We start from the raw sequence: 15895 nt of genomic DNA, 5'->3' as shown, positions 1-15895 counted from the left end.
CCGCGTTAGGCTTGCACCTGTCATGATCAACCAGCTTTTTGACCACGCCGCCCTGACACACGGGATCACCATCCGGGTTGCCGCGAGCTTCCTGCCCGAGCAGTCGCGCATCGCAGCCGGACGTTGGTTCTGGGCTTATCATATCCGGGTCGAGAATGGATCGCAGGAGCCGGTGCACCTGCTGACGCGGCACTGGCGCATCACCGATGCCAACGGCAGGACCTCCTTCGTCGACGGCGATGGAGTGGTTGGCGAGCAGCCGTATCTTGAGCCCGGCGAAAGCTACGACTACGTCTCCGGATGTCCGCTTCAAACCTCCCATGGAACGATGGAGGGGCATTATACATTCCGGCGGGATGACGGCTCCCTGTTCGAAGCGGCAATCCCCTTCTTTCCGTTGGAAGCTCCTGCGACGACCCGATGATCGCAGCCGCGCTTGTACTGAACTGCATGACCAGATCCTTCTTCCATTGCTGCGGTTCTGACGATCAGCTGTGCTGGACAAGGCTTGCGCGCACTTGAAGCGAACACATCTGCCTTTGAATGGTTTGCGCGTTCTTGATGCTGCGGCACGCCATCTGTCTTTCACGCGTGCTGCGGACGAACTGGCGGTCACGCCCGCTGCGGTAGGGCAGCAGATCCGTGCGCTTGAAGATGCACTTGGCGTCATTCTTTTCCGCCGGACGCCAAAAGGACTGGAGCTGACTGACGAGGCAATCTCCGGCCTGGATCCGCTGCGCGAAGGTTTTCTGCGGTTCGAAGAAGCGGTGCAGGCCATGCAGGCCGGCCAATCGAGCCAGTTCTTTACTTTTGCCGCGCCTCGTGATTTCTTTGGCGCCTGGCTGGCCGCGCGCCTGGCTGCATATCGCAATCAGCATCCTGATGTGCGCTTCCACATGGCGGGCGGGCAGCGCGCTGATTTCACCGAAGCCAATCTCGATTTTGCGGTACGCCTTGCCGAAGGGCCGGGAGATCTGGAAGGAATTGCGCTCTCACCGGGACGCCGCATCGCTGTGTCGGCACCCGATGCTGCAGCCGCCTGGATTGCGTGGCCTGGCGGACCCGCGCCTTCGGGTGTCGAAGCTGCCATTGAGGTCGGCGCAACTGGCCAGGCGTTGTCAGCAGTGCTTGGTGGCCTCGGGCGTACGCTTTTGCCCTATCCACTCGTGGAATCTTTTCTGAAGAGTGGAGCGATGATCGCGCTTGGAGAAGCGGAAGCGACGAACACCACCTACTGGCTGGTTGCCCCTCGGCCGCAGTGGCGACAGCGCAAGATGAAAGCTCTGGTCGATTTCCTTACCGAGCCGTCCTGATCGTGCTGGCACCCGATGCCCTCTATGCCCAAGAACCGTGGGCACTCAGACAATCTGGTATCATGATCCCTCAGTCCACGCGCGAGTAGGGCGGTAATTCAATCCGCCAGATCATCGCTGCGCCACGCAGCATGAGCCCGGCAAGTGCTGCCACAGACCAGACGATCGTCTGCTTCAGATCCAGCAAGGTTCCCATTGCACAGATAACTGCAGACACTGCAGCGGCTGTCACGTAAAGTTCCGGGCGCATCAGGATTGATGGGACCCCAGCAAGAACATCGCGAATGATCCCTCCGACGCAACCCGACACTATCCCCAGAATAATTGCCGGGAACAGGGCAACGTCAAACGCCAGCGCTTTGGCCGTGCCCAGGGTCGCAAATGCGGCAAGGCCAGCGGCATCGGCCCATTCCAGCAATCGTCCTTCCCACCAATGTGCGGGCGTGAACCATGCCAGCAATGCTGTGCCAAGGACCACCGGCGCGACCCATGCATCATGAACCCAGAACGCGGGTACATCAATGAGCAGATCCCGCACAGTTCCGCCGCCCACCCCCGTAACCAGCGCAAAAAACAGCATGGTGACGAAACTTTGCCGCAGACGCGCGGCCAGCAGTGCGCCGGTAAGGGCAAACACCGCCGTTCCTGTCAGGTCAAGGAACGGCGGCAATGCCGGCGGGTTCATGCAGACAAACCTTCGCTGTCAGACGTGGATCGGCTTACCACGAACCGCCATGGCGGCTTCCTTTATGGCTTCGGAATGAGTCGGATGTGCGTGGCAGGTATACGCAATATCCTCACTGGTCGCCCCGAACTCCATAGCTTGCGCGATCTGGGCGATCATCGTTCCTGCAAGTGTGGCGATGCACCATCCGCCAAGTACCCGATCGGTTTTCGCATCTGCAATGATCTTCACGAAACCGTCCGGCTCACGGTTGGTCTTCGCGCGGCTGTTCGCCATCATCGGAAACATGCCGATCTTGATCTCGTGTCCGGCATCCCGCGCCTGTGCTTCTGTCAGGCCGACCCCAGCCATCTCAGGCATGGTGTAGACGACGTTGGGAATGATGGCATGGTTCACAATGCCATGTTCGCCTGCGATGTTTTCCGCAACCGCAATGCCTTCATCTTCGGCCTTGTGCGCCAGCATCGGGCCGGGAATCACGTCGCCGATCGCCCAGACGCTGTCGACCCTGGTGCGGAATTGCTGATCAGGAACAATCTGCCCGCGCTCGTTTGTCTCCAACCCGGCCGATTCAAGATCAAGTCCGTCGGTATTCGGGCGCCGTCCAATGGCAACCAGCACGCAATCGGCTTCTATCGTTTCGGCAGGCCCGCCGCTGGCCGGCTCGATCGTTACCTTTGCTGTGTCGCCTTCGACAGCAACCGCGGTGACCTTGTTGCCCAGCTTCAGCTCCATCCCCTGCTTCTTGAAGATCTTACCCGCTTCCTTGCGGACATCCTCGTCAAGGCCTGGCAGCAGGCGATCGAGAAATTCGACTACAGTAACTTTTGCGCCAAGCCGCCGCCATACGCTGCCCAGTTCCAGGCCGATGACGCCGCCACCGATCACGATCATCCTGTCCGGCACATGCTTCAGGGCCAAACCGCCAGTCGAGTCCACGATCACGCCGCGTTCATTATCGACATCCACGCCGGGAAGGGGGGTTACCGACGATCCGGTTGCAATGACGATGTTCCTGCCGGTGTGGCGCTGATCGCCAATCTGCAGCGTGTGCTTGTCGACAAAACCTGCATGACCTTTGAGCCACGTGATCTTGTTCTTCTTGAACAGGAAAGCGATGCCGCCCGTCAGTTCCTTGACTGCGGTTGCCTTTTCACCCTGCATCGCTTCGAGGTCGAGAGTGACCTTTTCCGTCTTGACGCCGAACTTCGCCAGCGTTCCTTCTTGTGCTTCTGCAAACAGTTCAGAGCCGTGCAGCAACGCCTTTGATGGAATGCATCCAACATTGAGACAGGTGCCGCCAAGTGTTTCGCGGCTTTCCACGCATGCAGTTTTCAACCCTAACTGCGCCGCACGAATGGCCGCGACATAACCGCCCGGTCCTGCGCCGATCACGATAACGTCAAAATCAAACTCGGACATTTTCAATCCCGTTCAGAACAAACCCAGAGTGGCGAAGATCAAAGATCGATCAACAGGCGTGTTGGATCCTCGATGGCGTCCTTGATGATCTTCAACGCAGTAACCGCTTCTCGTCCATCGATCAGGCGGTGATCATATGAAAGGGCGATGTACATCATCGGTCGTACCTCAACCTTGCCATCAATGACCACCGCCCGATCTTCTATGCGGTGAAGGCCAAGCACTGCGCTTTGCGGCGGATTGATGATGGGCGTCGACATAAGTGAGCCGAACACTCCGCCATTGGAAATGGTGAAGGTGCCGCCTTTCATGTCATCCATGGTGAGCGTGCCGTCCTTGGCTTTCTGCCCAAACTCGGCGATGTTCTTTTCAATCCGGGCAAAGCTCTTGCGGTCAGCGTTGCGGACCACCGGAACAACCAGGCCGTTCGGCGCCGATACTGCAACTGAAATGTCGACGAATTCATGATAGACGATTTCATCACCGTCGATCTGTCCGTTGACAGAAGGAATGTCCTTCAAGGCAAGGCAGGACGCCTTTGCAAAGAACCCCATGAAGCCAAGCCGGACATCATGTTTCTTGGCGAACAAATCCTTGTAGCGAGTTCGCGCCTCGATCACGGCGGACATGTCAACGTCGTTGAAAGTAGTCAGCAGCGCCGCGTTATCCTGCGCAGATTTCAACCGCTTGGCGATTGTCTGACGCAGGCGTGTCATCCTGACCCGCTCGACCTTGCGGTCCTCGTCAGCGGCAGAAGTGGATGTCGGCGCAGCCTTGGCAGCATCATCGGCAGTGATGGCAGAATCGCTGTCCCGTGCCTTGGCTGCAACCAGCACATCATCCTTGGTCAGGCGACCGTCACGACCGCTGCCCTTCACGCTGGCAGGGTCAATCCCGTGCTCCAGCACCGCACGCCGAACCGCAGGCGACAGAACCGCTGCGTCGGCGACATCACTCTGCTGCCCGGCGGTCTTGTCATCATTCTTCGGCGCGGGCTCTTCCTCATTGCGCGGCGCCACTGTCTTGGCGCCTGCACCGGCTCCATCCTCGATCCGGGCGATTAGCGCGCCGACCTCGACATTGTCTCCGACCGCGGCCAGCAAATCACCCATGATGCCCGCCACTGGCGCATTGACGTCAATGGCGACCTTGTCGGTTTCAAGGCTGCAGACCGGTTCGTCCTGCGCCACCGCATCGCCCGGCTGCTTCAGCCATTCGCCGATAGTGGCTTCGGAAATGCTTTCGCCCAGAGTGGGAACCTTGACTTCGGTGCTCATCGCTTGCGCGTCCTTTCGCGGTCGTGCTGCTGATTTAGGGCTTGCGCCGCTGGATCTCATCCTCGACCGAAAGGCCAAGAGCGTCAGATATCAATGCCGCCTGCTGCTTTGCATGACGTGAGGCAAGCCCCGTGGCCGGCGAAGCGGCGGGCTGCCGTCCGGCATAACGAGGCCGGCGCACGGCGGATTCGGCTTCGGCCAGTGCATGTTCGATATGGCTTTCGACAAAGAACCATGCGCCGTTGTTGCGCGGTTCTTCCTGACACCAGACGACCTCCTCGAGGTTCTTCATCCGGCCGATCCGCCGCGCCAGAGGCTCTCCGGGGAAGGGGTAAAGCTGCTCGAGCCGTACGATCGTGGTGTCCTGCTGTCCGGCACCATCGCGTGCCTCGATGAGATCGTAAGCGACTTTGCCGGAGCACAATACAAGCCGCTTGATCTTTTCATCTGCAATGTCAGCCGTGTCGGAAAAGATGCGACGAAAATGGCTGTCGTCCAGAAACTCGTCCCGCATGGAGCGGGCCATCGGATGACGCAGCAGCGACTTGGGGGTCATGATGATCAGCGGCTTGCGGAATGATCGCAGCATCTGGCGGCGCAGGACATGAAAGTAATTTGCCGGCGAGGTAATGTTGCAGACCTGGATATTGTCACCAGCGCAAAGCTGCAGAAACCGCTCCAGCCTGGCTGAGCTGTGCTCTGGTCCCTGACCTTCATAACCATGGGGCAGCAAAAGAACCAGGCCGTTAGCGCGAAGCCATTTCGCTTCTCCCGACGCGATGAATTGATCGATCATGATCTGCGCGCCATTGGCGAAATCGCCGAACTGCGCTTCCCACAAGACCAGCGACTTCGGATCGGCGAGAGCGTAACCATATTCGAAGCCCAGAACGCCATATTCCGAAAGCGGGCTGTCATACACCTCGAAGCGGCCGTGCGGCACGTGACACAAGGGGATGTACTTTTCCTCGGTGCGCTGATCTATCCATGCGGCATGCCGCTGCGAGAATGTGCCACGCCCCGAATCCTGTCCGGACAACCGCACGCTGAACCCTTCGGCCAGCAATGATCCGAACCCCAGCGCCTCTGCCGTGGCCCAGTCGAAGCCGGTGCCGCCGTCGAACATTTCCCGCTTTGTATCCAGCACACGGCCAAGGGTGCGATGTATCTCCAGCGTGTCGGGAACTGTCGTCAGCGTCCGACCAAGGCTGTCGAACAGCTTGCCGGAAATGCCGCTTTCGACATTGCGGCGCGATGTTTCCGGATCAGCGGGCTTCGCAAGTCCTGTCCAGCGTCCGGCGAACCAGTCGGCATCATTCGCCTGGTAATCCGCGGCGGCAGAGAACTGCTCCTCGAGCAGGTCGACAAAACTGTTTTCCTGGTCCTTCATCCAGGCATCGTCTATTACGCCTTGTTCAACAAGACGCTGGCTGTAGATTGACGATATCGGCGGATGCTTGCGGATCGCCTGATACATCAATGGCTGCGTGAAGCTGGGCTCATCGCCTTCATTGTGCCCGAACCGGCGGTAGCACCACATGTCGATGACAATGTCGCGGCCAAACCGCTGCCGGTATTCAATGGCGAGTTTGCAGCAGAATGTCACTGCTTCGGGATCATCGCCATTCACGTGCAGGATTGGCGCCATCACCCCTTTTGCCACATCAGACGGGTAGGGGGAGGAGCGTGCGAATTGCGGGCTGGTCGTGAACCCGATCTGGTTGTTGATGATGAAATGGATGCAGCCGCCGGTGTTGTAACCGCGAATATCCGAAAAGCCGAGGCATTCCCACACTATGCCCTGACCCGCAAAAGCAGCGTCGCCATGGATCAGCACGGGCAGGACCTGCTGATGCCGTCCTTCGCCAATGTCGTCGCGAAAAGTCTGCTGCGCCCGCACCTTGCCAAGCACAACGGGATCCACCGCCTCGAGGTGAGAAGGGTTGGGCACCAGACTCATGTGCACCGAAATGCCATCGAAATCCCGGTCGGTGCTGGTGCCGAGATGGTATTTCACATCGCCGGAGCCGCCAACGTCCTCCGGATTAGCGCTGCCGCCGGAGAATTCGTGAAAGATAACCTTGTACGGCTTGCCCATTACATTGGCGAGCACGTTCAACCGGCCGCGATGCGCCATGCCATAGACAATATCGCGAACACCCATCTGCCCGCCATATTTGATGACCGATTCAAGCGCCGGGATCATCGACTCGCCGCCGTCGAGACCAAACCGCTTCGTGCCAACGTATTTCTTGCCGAGGAACTTCTCGTACTGCTCCGCCCGGATCACCGCCGACAGGATTGCACGCTGACCATCGACAGTAAAATCTATCGTCTTGTCAATGCCTTCAAACTTCTCCTGAAGGAAGCGCCGCTCCTCCACGTCGGAGATATGCATGTATTCAAGGCCGATCTTGCCGCAGTAATTTGCACGCAGGATCTCGACCATCTCGCGGACGGTCGTCCATTCCAGACCCAAATTGCCGCCAATATAGACAGGGTTGTCAAGATCCTTGCCCGAAAATCCGTGATATTGCGGGGTAAGGTCATCGGGCAGATCTCGCTGGGCGAGGTTCAGCGGATCGAGATCGGCGGCCAGGTGCCCACGCACCCGGTAAGTCCGCAGCAAGAGCATTGCGCGAACAGAAGCATCTGCCGCTGCCTGAACCGCGCCTTCATCAACCGGACTGCCCTTGCGCCGGGCCGCGGCGCGTACGGCAATCTTCATGCGCGTGGGATCAAGAGCTTCTGTCAGATCGTCAAAGGCGCCATCTCCGGACAGCGGCCAGGCGTCACGCTGCCATGACGGGCCAGCCTGCGGACCATCCCATTCCAGGTCGGGAACAATGGACTGCTTCTCGTTACCCATCACGCTTCACCCGCACGCGCCGAAAATGACCGGCTCTAATCCATCGGCATTGGCCGGATGGCGGAGTAATCCTGCCACCCGGAGCGCTTTGCTTCAGGCGTTTTCCTTCAGCAATCCATCGAGAGTCTCGCCAAGGAGCGACGGAGATGGTGAAACGCGAATGCCAGCCTCTTCCATTGCCGCGATCTTGTCCTCGGCGCCGCCCTGTCCACCCGACACAATGGCGCCGGCATGACCCATCCGCCGGCCGGGAGGCGCCGTGCGGCCTGCAATAAAGCCGACCATGGGCTTTCTACGACCGCGCTTTGCCTCATCCTTGATGAACTGCGCAGCCTCCTCCTCCGCCAATCCGCCGATTTCGCCAATCATTATGATCGACTTTGTTTCATCGTCGGCCATGAACAGCTCAAGCACATCAATGAAGTTGGTGCCGTTCACCGGGTCGCCACCGATGCCAACCGCCGTGGTCTGCCCTAGCCCAACCGCAGTGGTCTGATGCACTGCCTCATACGTCAAAGTGCCCGAGCGGGAGACGACGCCAACCGAGCCCTTCTTGAAGATGCTTCCCGGCATGATGCCGATCTTGCATTCGCCAGGTGTCAGCACACCAGGGCAGTTGGGGCCAATGAGGCGCGACCCGGACCCTTGCAGCGCCCGCTTAACGCGCACCATGTCAAGCACCGGAATGCCTTCGGTAATCGTCACGATGAGTTCCATCCCCGCGTCGATCGCCTCCAGAATGGAGTCGGCGGCGAACGGCGGCGGAACGTAGATGCAAGAAGCAGTGGCGCCCGTAGCAGCTTTCGCCTCGGCCACGGTGTTGTAATTGGGAAGTCCGATGTGCTGCGTACCGCCTTTACCGGGAGTGACGCCAGCGACCATCTTCGTTCCATAGTCCAGCGCCTGCTGGGTGTGGAAAGTGCCGGTCGATCCAGTCATCCCTTGCGTGATGACCTTCGTGTTCTTGTCTACCAATATGGACATTCAAAACCTCCCTTGCGGGTGAAACAATGTGGCTCAGCCAAGCTTTGCGTCGATTTTCCGGCAGGCGTCGAGCAGTTCCTTGACCGCGTCGACGCTGGTCTGGAAATTGGCCTTCGCCTGGTCGTTCAGCGCAATTTCGACAATCCGCTCCACGCCGTTCTCACCGATGACTACCGGCACGCCGACGTAAAGATCATCAACGCCATACTGCCCGGTCAGATTGGCAGCAGCAGGCAGAACCCGCTTCTTGTCCTTGAGGAAACTCTCGGCCATCATGATTGCGCTTGTGGCAGGCGCGTAGAACGCCGAGCCATTGCCGAGCAGGCCGACAATCTCGCCGCCGCCCTTGCGCGTGCGATCGACAATCGCGTCGATCTTTTCCTGCGTTGACCAACCCATCTTGATCAGGTCAGGCACCGGGATGCCAGCGACAGTCGAATACTCGATTACCGGCACCATCGTGTCGCCATGGCCGCCAAGCACGAAGGCTGTGACATCCTCCACCGATACGTCGAATTCATCGGCAAGAAAGCGGCGGAAACGGGCGCTGTCCAGCACACCGGCCATGCCGACGACCATGTGGGGAGGCAGACCCGAATATTCGCGTAAAGCCCACACCATCGCATCAAGCGGATTGGTAATGCAGATTACAAAAGCATCGGGAGCATGCGCCTTGATGCCCGCGCCGACCGCGCCCATGACCTTGAGGTTGATCCCAAGCAGGTCATCACGGCTCATGCCAGCCTTGCGCGGAACACCGGCAGTGACGATGATGACGTCCGCGCCCGCGATATCCGCGTAGTCGCTGGTACCCTTGAGTGTGGAATCAAAGCCGTCGACCGGGGCGGCCTGCGAAATATCCAGCGCCTTGCCCGCTGGCATTCCTTCGGCAATGTCGAACAGGACCACGTCGCCCATTTCTCTCATTGCTGCCAGATGCGCGAGCGTGCCGCCGATCATCCCGGCGCCGATCAGGGCGATTTTCTTTCGAGCCATCAGATCACAATTCCTCTTCGGTTTGCGGACCGTGGCCTCCGTGCGCCATGACAGAGCACTAAAAGCGGCAGCGCGACCCGGTGGCGGTTTGCTAGGCCTCTAAATGTACGATTGCAACCGTCAAAAGCCGAAGATTGCCGCGCTCTGCTAATTGTTCGCAATATCGGCTGCATGAACGCAGCGGTTGCAGGACGAGCTGTGGATCGCCCTGCAACCGCGCTGCTTCAATGGTCGTCTATTGGACCATCATGGCAAACTCAGCTACTGGACGTCACCGGCAAGCCCGCGCGCGTTCAGCAATGGCTCGACCTTCGGATCGTGACCGGTCAGCGTGCGGAAAGCGTCACCATAATCAAGCGTTCCTCCGCGAGAGAGGATTACATCCCGGTAACGATCGCCATTGGCGCGGGTAAGTCCGCCATTCTTGTCGAACCATTCGTTGACGTTGTGCGCCAGCATTTCGGTCCACAAGTAAGCATGATAACCGGCGCTGTAGGAGCTGCCGCCGAACACGTGCCGGAAGTAGGGCGATTTATAGCGCGGCGGCACCTTGCCTGCATGAAGACCGGTTGCCTTCAAGGCGCGCGTCTCGAATGCATCCATGTCGCTGGGCACCTGGGCCGGCACAAGCAGGTGCCAATCCATGTCGAGCATTGCTGCTGCCAGCGTCTCACCCAACGCAAAACCCTGATTGAACTTGGAAGCACGGTCGATCTTCACCAGCAGGTCTTGCGGAATGGGTGCGCCGGTCTGATAGTGCTTGGCATAATTTGCAAGAATGCGCGGTTCGGTTGCCCATTTCTCGTTGGCCTGGGAAGGGAACTCCACGAAATCTCGCGCTACTGCGGTACCTGACATCGACGCATATCGCTGATCTGCAAAGAAACCATGCAAGGCGTGCCCGAATTCGTGGAACATTGTTTCCACTTCATCAAAGCTTACCAAGGTCGGCTCGCCGGCAGCTGGTTTGGGGATGTTGAGCACATTGTAAATGACAGGCTTTGTTTCATCGCGGTGCGACTGATCGACAAAGTTGGACATCCAGGCCCCGCCGCGCTTGCTGTCGCGCTGATAAGGATCGAAGTAGAACAGGCCAAGTTCCGAACCGTCACGGTCGAAGACGGTATAGACGCTGACATCGGTGTTGTAGACAGGCATGTCGTCCCGGCGCCGGAAGTTCAGTCCGTAGAGCTGGTTGGCAGCATAGAACACACCATCTTCAAGCACGCGGGTCATTTCAAAATATGGCTTGATCTCGGTTTCATCGAGATCGTACTTGGCTTTTCGGACTTTCTCCGAGTAATAGTTCCAATCCCACGGCTCGACGGCAAAACTGCCGCCTTCGGACTTTATCATAGCCTCGAGTGCAGCAGCTTCGCGCGCCTGTGCCTGTGCAGTGGCCGGAGCAAGCCCGCGCATGAATTCAACCGCAGCTTCGGGGCTTTCGACCATGCGGTCGTACATCTGCCATTCGGCAAAATTGCGTTCGCCGAACAGACCGGCCTTTTGCGCACGCAGCCTGGCAAGCTGCAGCACTATGTTACGCGTGTCGTTGGCATCGCCGAGCGAGTTGCGATTGACGCTGCGTTCGAACAATGCGCGTCGCGTCTCGCGATCAGCCAGGCTGGAAAGCTGCGGCTGCTGCGTGGTGTTCTGAAGCACGAGCGCGTATTGCCCCGCACGACCCCTGTCGGACGCTGCCTTGGCAGCGGCGGCAAGCTGCGCATCGCTCATCCCGGCAAGGCTGGCTGCGTCAGTAACGAACAGGGTGGCATCGTTGGTACCGGCTGTGACCATCTGCCCAAACTGGGTGGTAAGCGTCGAAACCTGCGTGTTGATGTCCTTCAGCGCCTCCTTGTCGGCTGGCGACAGCATGGCGCCTGCATGCACGAACTGATCATAGGTTTCCTGCAGCAAAGCGGCGTCATCGGTGTCAAGGTTCATCGTGGCTCGACGATCGTAGACATCCTTGACCTTCTGAAAGAGATTGTCGTTCAGATAGATGGCATCGTAATGCGCAGACAGGCGCGGGCTGATCTCGTTCTCGATCGCATCGAGAGCATCGGTGGTATCTGCTCCTGTAAGAGCGAAGAACACCGTCGATACGCGGCCCAGCATTTCGCCGGAATCTTCAAGCGCGACGATGGTATTCTCGAAATCCGGACGCGCGCGATTGTTGGCGATCGCTGCCACTTCGGCGCTGTGAATCGCCATTCCCTCCTCGAAGCCAGGCATGAAGTCGCCGGTCTGGATCTGCGTGAAGTCCGGCGCCTGAAACGCGAGGGTGGAGGGAGTGGCAAAGACGCCGCTGGCTTCAGGCAGAGCAGCCGTCGCCAGCACATCGGGCCGGCCTGTGTCGTTCATCGTGGTGCATCCGCCCAGCGCCAGCATGGCTGCCACGCCAGCAAGCAGTCCTGCCCTGTTCCGCAAATTATCCAACGCATTGCTCCTTCATCATTAATGCACATTGCAGCCTCCCTTGCCTGAACAGCATGGCGATCGCAAAGAAAACCGGTTTCAAACGCTACTGCTTCACCGCAACGCATAGCGCAGCACCGGCTCGTAAAATGATCCTGCGTTCCCCAGATGACTTTCGTAGAGCGTGAACGCATTCACTGCGAACGGCTCGCTCGCCAGCCGGGCTTGCACTGACAGAAAAGGTCCGATCGGACCTGACGAACGGTTGAGGCGAGCAAGAGTTACATGTGGAATGAACCGACGGGCATCCGGGACAATGCCGCAGCTCCGGCAGGCGGCGTTAACCTTGCGTCGGAGCGCTTCCAGCCCTGCGTCACCCGAAATTGCAGCATAGACAGCCGATGGATGATCCTTGCGGGTGAAATGCCCCACCCCATCGATCAGCAGCTTGAAGGGAGGTTGCCGGATGGTGCCCAACGCGTCAGCAAGATCGTTGGCAAGCGGCGCAACGATCTCTCCGACATAGCAGAGCGTACAATGCAACTGCTCCGACGTTTGCCAACGGGCATGTTCGATTCCGTGCATGGCATCCACCAGCATGCCGCAGACCTGCGGTGGCGGCGCAATACCGATGAAGATCCTGTGCATCGCATATAAATAGGTAGGAAGCATCCTTTGCTGCAAGGCTGATGCGTAGCTCTGCCCCGTATGATCATCAGAGAACATCGGCAGAGAACATCGCTGCACGGGTGAAAGGATTGCAAAGCACGCGTCCAATCCCACATTGCTGCTGGCTTTCCATGGCAGATGCGCAGTGCGGGCATCGTGATGGTGTGTTAGCCAAATCGCCGATTGCGCAATTCAGAGTGCTACAAGGGCAATCTGACCTGCGCGCACTGTCTTATTCCTCATCGGAAACCCCATCTTTCCATGTCCCTGACCAAGATTTCCGTGCGCGGCGCGCGCGAACACAACCTCAAAGGCATCGACATTGATCTGCCGCGTGATGCGCTGATCGTGATCACCGGCCTGTCAGGCTCCGGCAAGTCGAGCCTCGCCTTTGACACCATCTATGCCGAGGGGCAGCGCCGTTATGTCGAGAGCCTGAGCGCCTATGCACGGCAGTTTCTGGAAATGATGCAGAAGCCCGATGTTGAACATATCGACGGGCTCTCTCCTGCCATTTCCATTGAGCAGAAGACCACCTCGCGCAATCCGCGTTCGACCGTGGCGACGGTGACGGAAATCTACGATTACATGCGCTTGTTGTGGGCGCGGGTGGGGGTGCCCTACAGCCCCGCAACCGGTCTGCCGATCGAGGCGCAGACGGTGTCCAACATGGTGGACCGGGTCATGGCGTTGCCCGAAGGAACGCGCCTTTACCTGCTTGCTCCCGTGGCCCGCGGCCGCAAGGGCGAATATCGTCGGGAACTGGCGGAGTGGCAGAAGGCGGGCTTTACCCGCGTGCGCATCGACGGCGAGATCCACGAGATCGCCGAAGCGCCCAAGCTCGACAAGAAGTACAAGCACGACATCGAGGTTGTCGTCGATCGCCTCGCGGTGCGCGAAGGGATCGAAACGCGGCTGGCCGACAGTTTCGAAACGGCGCTGAAACTGGCGGATGGTCTTGCCTATGTTGATCTTGCCGATGGCGTCGTGCCGGGGCGCGAGGCGGATGCCGGCGATGCGGCAGGCGCGTCCGGCAATATGACTGGCGGCCAGCTGAAAGGCGCAGGTCTGCCGCCGAACCGGATCGTGTTTTCCGAACGCTTCGCCTGTCCTGTATCCGGGTTCACGGTCGAGGCGGTGGAGCCGCGGCTGTTTTCCTTCAACGCACCGCAGGGTGCTTGTCCGGCTTGCGACGGATTGGGGGAAAAGCTGCTGTTCGACCCGCAATTGGTAGTGCCGAACGAACATCTGTCGTTAAAAAAGGGCGCGGTCGTTCCCTGGGCGAAGTCCAATCCGCCTTCGCCTTATTACATGCAGGTGCTGTCCAGCCTGGCGACGGAATATAGCTTCGATCTTGCGACGCCATGGATCGAATTGCCCGAAGAGGTGCGCGATACCATCCTGTTCGGCACGAAGGGCAAGGCGGTGCCGCTGACCTTCAAGGACGGACGCAAAAGCTATACCGTCAACAAGGCGTTCGAAGGGGTGATCGGCAATCTCAACCGCCGGATGCTGCAAACCGACAGTGCATGGATGCGTGAGGAATTGTCGCGATATCAGACGGCGCAGGCTTGCGAGACCTGCCATGGCGCCCGGCTCAAGCCTGAGGCGTTGAGCGTCAAGGTGGCGGGTGAAAGCATTTCAGGCCCGGTCCGGCTGTCGGTGGCCGCCGCGCTGGAATGGTTCACGACCTTGTCGGCCAAGCTGACGGATCAACAGGCGCAGATCGCCAGCTCCATCCTGAAGGAGATCAACGAACGCATCGGGTTTCTCGACAATGTCGGCCTCGATTACCTGACGCTCGACCGCACTTCGGGTACACTGTCGGGTGGTGAAAGCCAGCGCATCCGGCTCGCCAGCCAGATCGGCAGCGGCCTGTCGGGCGTGCTTTACGTGCTGGACGAACCCAGCATCGGGCTGCACCAGCGAGACAATGATCGCTTGCTCGAAACGCTGAAGCGGCTGCGCAATCTGGGCAACACCGTCATTGTCGTCGAACATGACGAGGACGCGATCCGCGCGGCCGATTACGTGGTGGATCTTGGGCCGGGCGCCGGCGTGCATGGCGGTGAGATCGTTGCCGAAGGCACGTTGAAGCAGGTGCTGAAATCCAAGAAATCGCTGACTGCACAATATCTGAACGGCAGCAGGGCCATTCCCATTCCGGCCAAGCGCCGCAAGGGCAATGGCAAGAAGATCACGGTGCATGGCGCCCGGGCCAATAATCTGAAGGACGTGACCGCATCCATTCCGCTTGGCACCTTCACCTGCATCACCGGGGTATCGGGGTCGGGCAAATCAAGCTTCACCATCGACACGCTCTATGCCGGAGCGGCCCGCGCTTTGAACGGTGCGCGGGTCATCGCCGGCGCGCATGACAAGATCACCGGCCTCGACAATTGCGACAAGGTGATCGAAATCGACCAGTCGCCCATCGGCCGCACTCCGCGATCCAATCCTGCCACTTACACCGGCGCATTTACCAACATCCGCGACTGGTTCGCCGGATTGCCCGAAGCGCAGGCGAGGGGGTACAAGCCGGGCCGCTTCAGCTTCAACGTCAAGGGTGGCCGGTGTGAGGCGTGTCAGGGCGATGGCCTCATCAAGATCGAGATGCACTTCCTGCCCGATGTCTACGTCACATGCGAGGAATGCGGCGGCAAGCGTTACAATCGCGAAACGCTGGAGGTGCGGTTCAAGGGCATGTCGATCGCCGATGTGCTCGACATGACGATCGAGGACGCCGAGGTGTTCTTCGAAAACGTGCCGCCGATCCGCGACCGCATGCACATGCTCAACGAAGTGGGGCTGGGCTACGTCAAGGTGGGGCAGCAGGCGACGACCCTGTCGGGCGGCGAGGCGCAGCGCGTGAAACTCGCCAAGGAGCTTTCGCGCCGGTCGACCGGACAGACGCTTTATATCCTTGATGAACCCACGACCGGCCTGCATTTCGAAGACGTGCGCAAATTGCTCGAGGTGCTGCAAAGGCTGGTCGTACAGGGCAATTCCATAGTGGTGATCGAACATAACCTGGATGTCATCAAGACCGCCGACTGGATCGTTGATCTGGGACCGGAAGGCGGCGTCAAAGGCGGCGAAATCGTCGCTTTCGGCACACCCGAGCAGGTGGCAAAAGATCCGCGCAGCTTCACCGGCAGCTATCTCGCCAAGCTGCTCGACTGACAACGTCGGCAGCCTTGTCGCCCGGGAACCGTTCATCGTTTTTTAATGATGTTGCCTGTCTTTTGCCGGTGACGCTGCG

General features: G+C 59.2%; 11 protein-coding genes. 3 read left to right on the top strand and 8 right to left on the bottom strand.

What is annotated here, in order from left to right; genetic code table 11:
* The first annotated feature begins 25 nt into the window (after positions 1–25).
* A complete protein-coding gene (apaG, locus tag RM533_RS03035) occupies positions 26–424 on the top strand; it encodes a Co2+/Mg2+ efflux protein ApaG (RefSeq protein WP_311340150.1) in 399 nt (132 codons plus the stop codon).
* Between the two features lie 94 nt (positions 425–518).
* Complete coding sequence (locus RM533_RS03030; RefSeq protein ID WP_311339739.1) at positions 519–1313, top strand: LysR family transcriptional regulator; 795 nt, start codon at positions 519–521, stop codon at positions 1311–1313.
* Positions 1314–1383: 70 nt separating this feature from the next.
* On the opposite strand, the gene RM533_RS03025 is transcribed toward RM533_RS03030, so the two are convergent.
* From RM533_RS03025 to thpR, 8 genes are all read right to left on the bottom strand, one after another.
* Complete coding sequence (locus tag RM533_RS03025) at positions 1384–1998, bottom strand: trimeric intracellular cation channel family protein (protein WP_311339738.1); 615 nt, start codon at positions 1996–1998, stop codon at positions 1384–1386.
* Positions 1999–2016: 18 nt separating this feature from the next.
* Positions 2017–3420, bottom strand: coding sequence for a dihydrolipoyl dehydrogenase (gene lpdA / locus RM533_RS03020; RefSeq protein ID WP_311339737.1), 1404 nt, complete (start codon positions 3418–3420; stop codon positions 2017–2019).
* A 38-nt stretch (positions 3421–3458) separates the two neighbouring features.
* Positions 3459–4697: a 2-oxoglutarate dehydrogenase complex dihydrolipoyllysine-residue succinyltransferase gene (gene odhB / locus RM533_RS03015; RefSeq protein ID WP_311339736.1), complete on the bottom strand. Its 1239-nt coding sequence runs from the start codon at positions 4695–4697 to the stop codon at positions 3459–3461.
* A 34-nt stretch (positions 4698–4731) separates the two neighbouring features.
* Entirely contained in the window at positions 4732–7566 is a 2835-nt protein-coding gene (locus tag RM533_RS03010; RefSeq protein ID WP_311339735.1) for a 2-oxoglutarate dehydrogenase E1 component, read from the bottom strand.
* A 93-nt stretch (positions 7567–7659) separates the two neighbouring features.
* Positions 7660–8550, bottom strand: a complete 891-nt coding sequence (sucD, locus tag RM533_RS03005; RefSeq protein ID WP_311339734.1) for a succinate--CoA ligase subunit alpha — start codon at positions 8548–8550, stop codon at positions 7660–7662.
* Positions 8551–8583: 33 nt separating this feature from the next.
* On the bottom strand, positions 8584–9546 hold the full coding sequence (mdh, locus tag RM533_RS03000; protein WP_311339733.1) for a malate dehydrogenase: 963 nt from the start codon (positions 9544–9546) through the stop codon (positions 8584–8586).
* A 261-nt stretch (positions 9547–9807) separates the two neighbouring features.
* Positions 9808–11985, bottom strand: a complete 2178-nt coding sequence (locus RM533_RS02995) for a M3 family metallopeptidase (protein ID WP_311339732.1) — start codon at positions 11983–11985, stop codon at positions 9808–9810.
* Between the two features lie 93 nt (positions 11986–12078).
* Positions 12079–12612: an RNA 2',3'-cyclic phosphodiesterase gene (thpR, locus tag RM533_RS02990; RefSeq protein WP_311339731.1), complete on the bottom strand. Its 534-nt coding sequence runs from the start codon at positions 12610–12612 to the stop codon at positions 12079–12081.
* Positions 12613–12894: 282 nt separating this feature from the next.
* Here thpR and uvrA point away from each other — a divergent pair, with 282 nt between their 5' ends.
* Positions 12895–15816: an excinuclease ABC subunit UvrA gene (uvrA, locus tag RM533_RS02985; protein WP_311339730.1), complete on the top strand. Its 2922-nt coding sequence runs from the start codon at positions 12895–12897 to the stop codon at positions 15814–15816.
* Positions 15817–15895 lie beyond the last annotated feature (79 nt).

Source organism: Croceicoccus esteveae (assembly GCF_031846435.1).
Lineage (GTDB): Bacteria > Pseudomonadota > Alphaproteobacteria > Sphingomonadales > Sphingomonadaceae > Croceicoccus > Croceicoccus esteveae.
Note: the sequence above shows the minus strand (reverse complement) of the source record. Positions and strands in the feature narration are given on the sequence as shown.

What these genes read in the sequence shown, in the direction of transcription:
- thpR (WP_311339731.1), bottom strand. Translation starts at nt 12,612, where the DNA reads ATGCACAGGATCTTCATCGGTATTGCGCCGCCACCGCAGGTCTGCGGC.
- uvrA (WP_311339730.1), top strand. Translation starts at nt 12,895, where the DNA reads ATGTCCCTGACCAAGATTTCCGTGCGCGGCGCGCGCGAACACAACCTC.
- mdh (WP_311339733.1), bottom strand. Translation starts at nt 9,546, where the DNA reads ATGGCTCGAAAGAAAATCGCCCTGATCGGCGCCGGGATGATCGGCGGC.
- sucD (WP_311339734.1), bottom strand. Translation starts at nt 8,550, where the DNA reads ATGTCCATATTGGTAGACAAGAACACGAAGGTCATCACGCAAGGGATG.
- RM533_RS03010 (WP_311339735.1), bottom strand. Translation starts at nt 7,566, where the DNA reads ATGGGTAACGAGAAGCAGTCCATTGTTCCCGACCTGGAATGGGATGGT.
- lpdA (WP_311339737.1), bottom strand. Translation starts at nt 3,420, where the DNA reads ATGTCCGAGTTTGATTTTGACGTTATCGTGATCGGCGCAGGACCGGGC.
- odhB (WP_311339736.1), bottom strand. Translation starts at nt 4,697, where the DNA reads ATGAGCACCGAAGTCAAGGTTCCCACTCTGGGCGAAAGCATTTCCGAA.
- RM533_RS03025 (WP_311339738.1), bottom strand. Translation starts at nt 1,998, where the DNA reads ATGAACCCGCCGGCATTGCCGCCGTTCCTTGACCTGACAGGAACGGCG.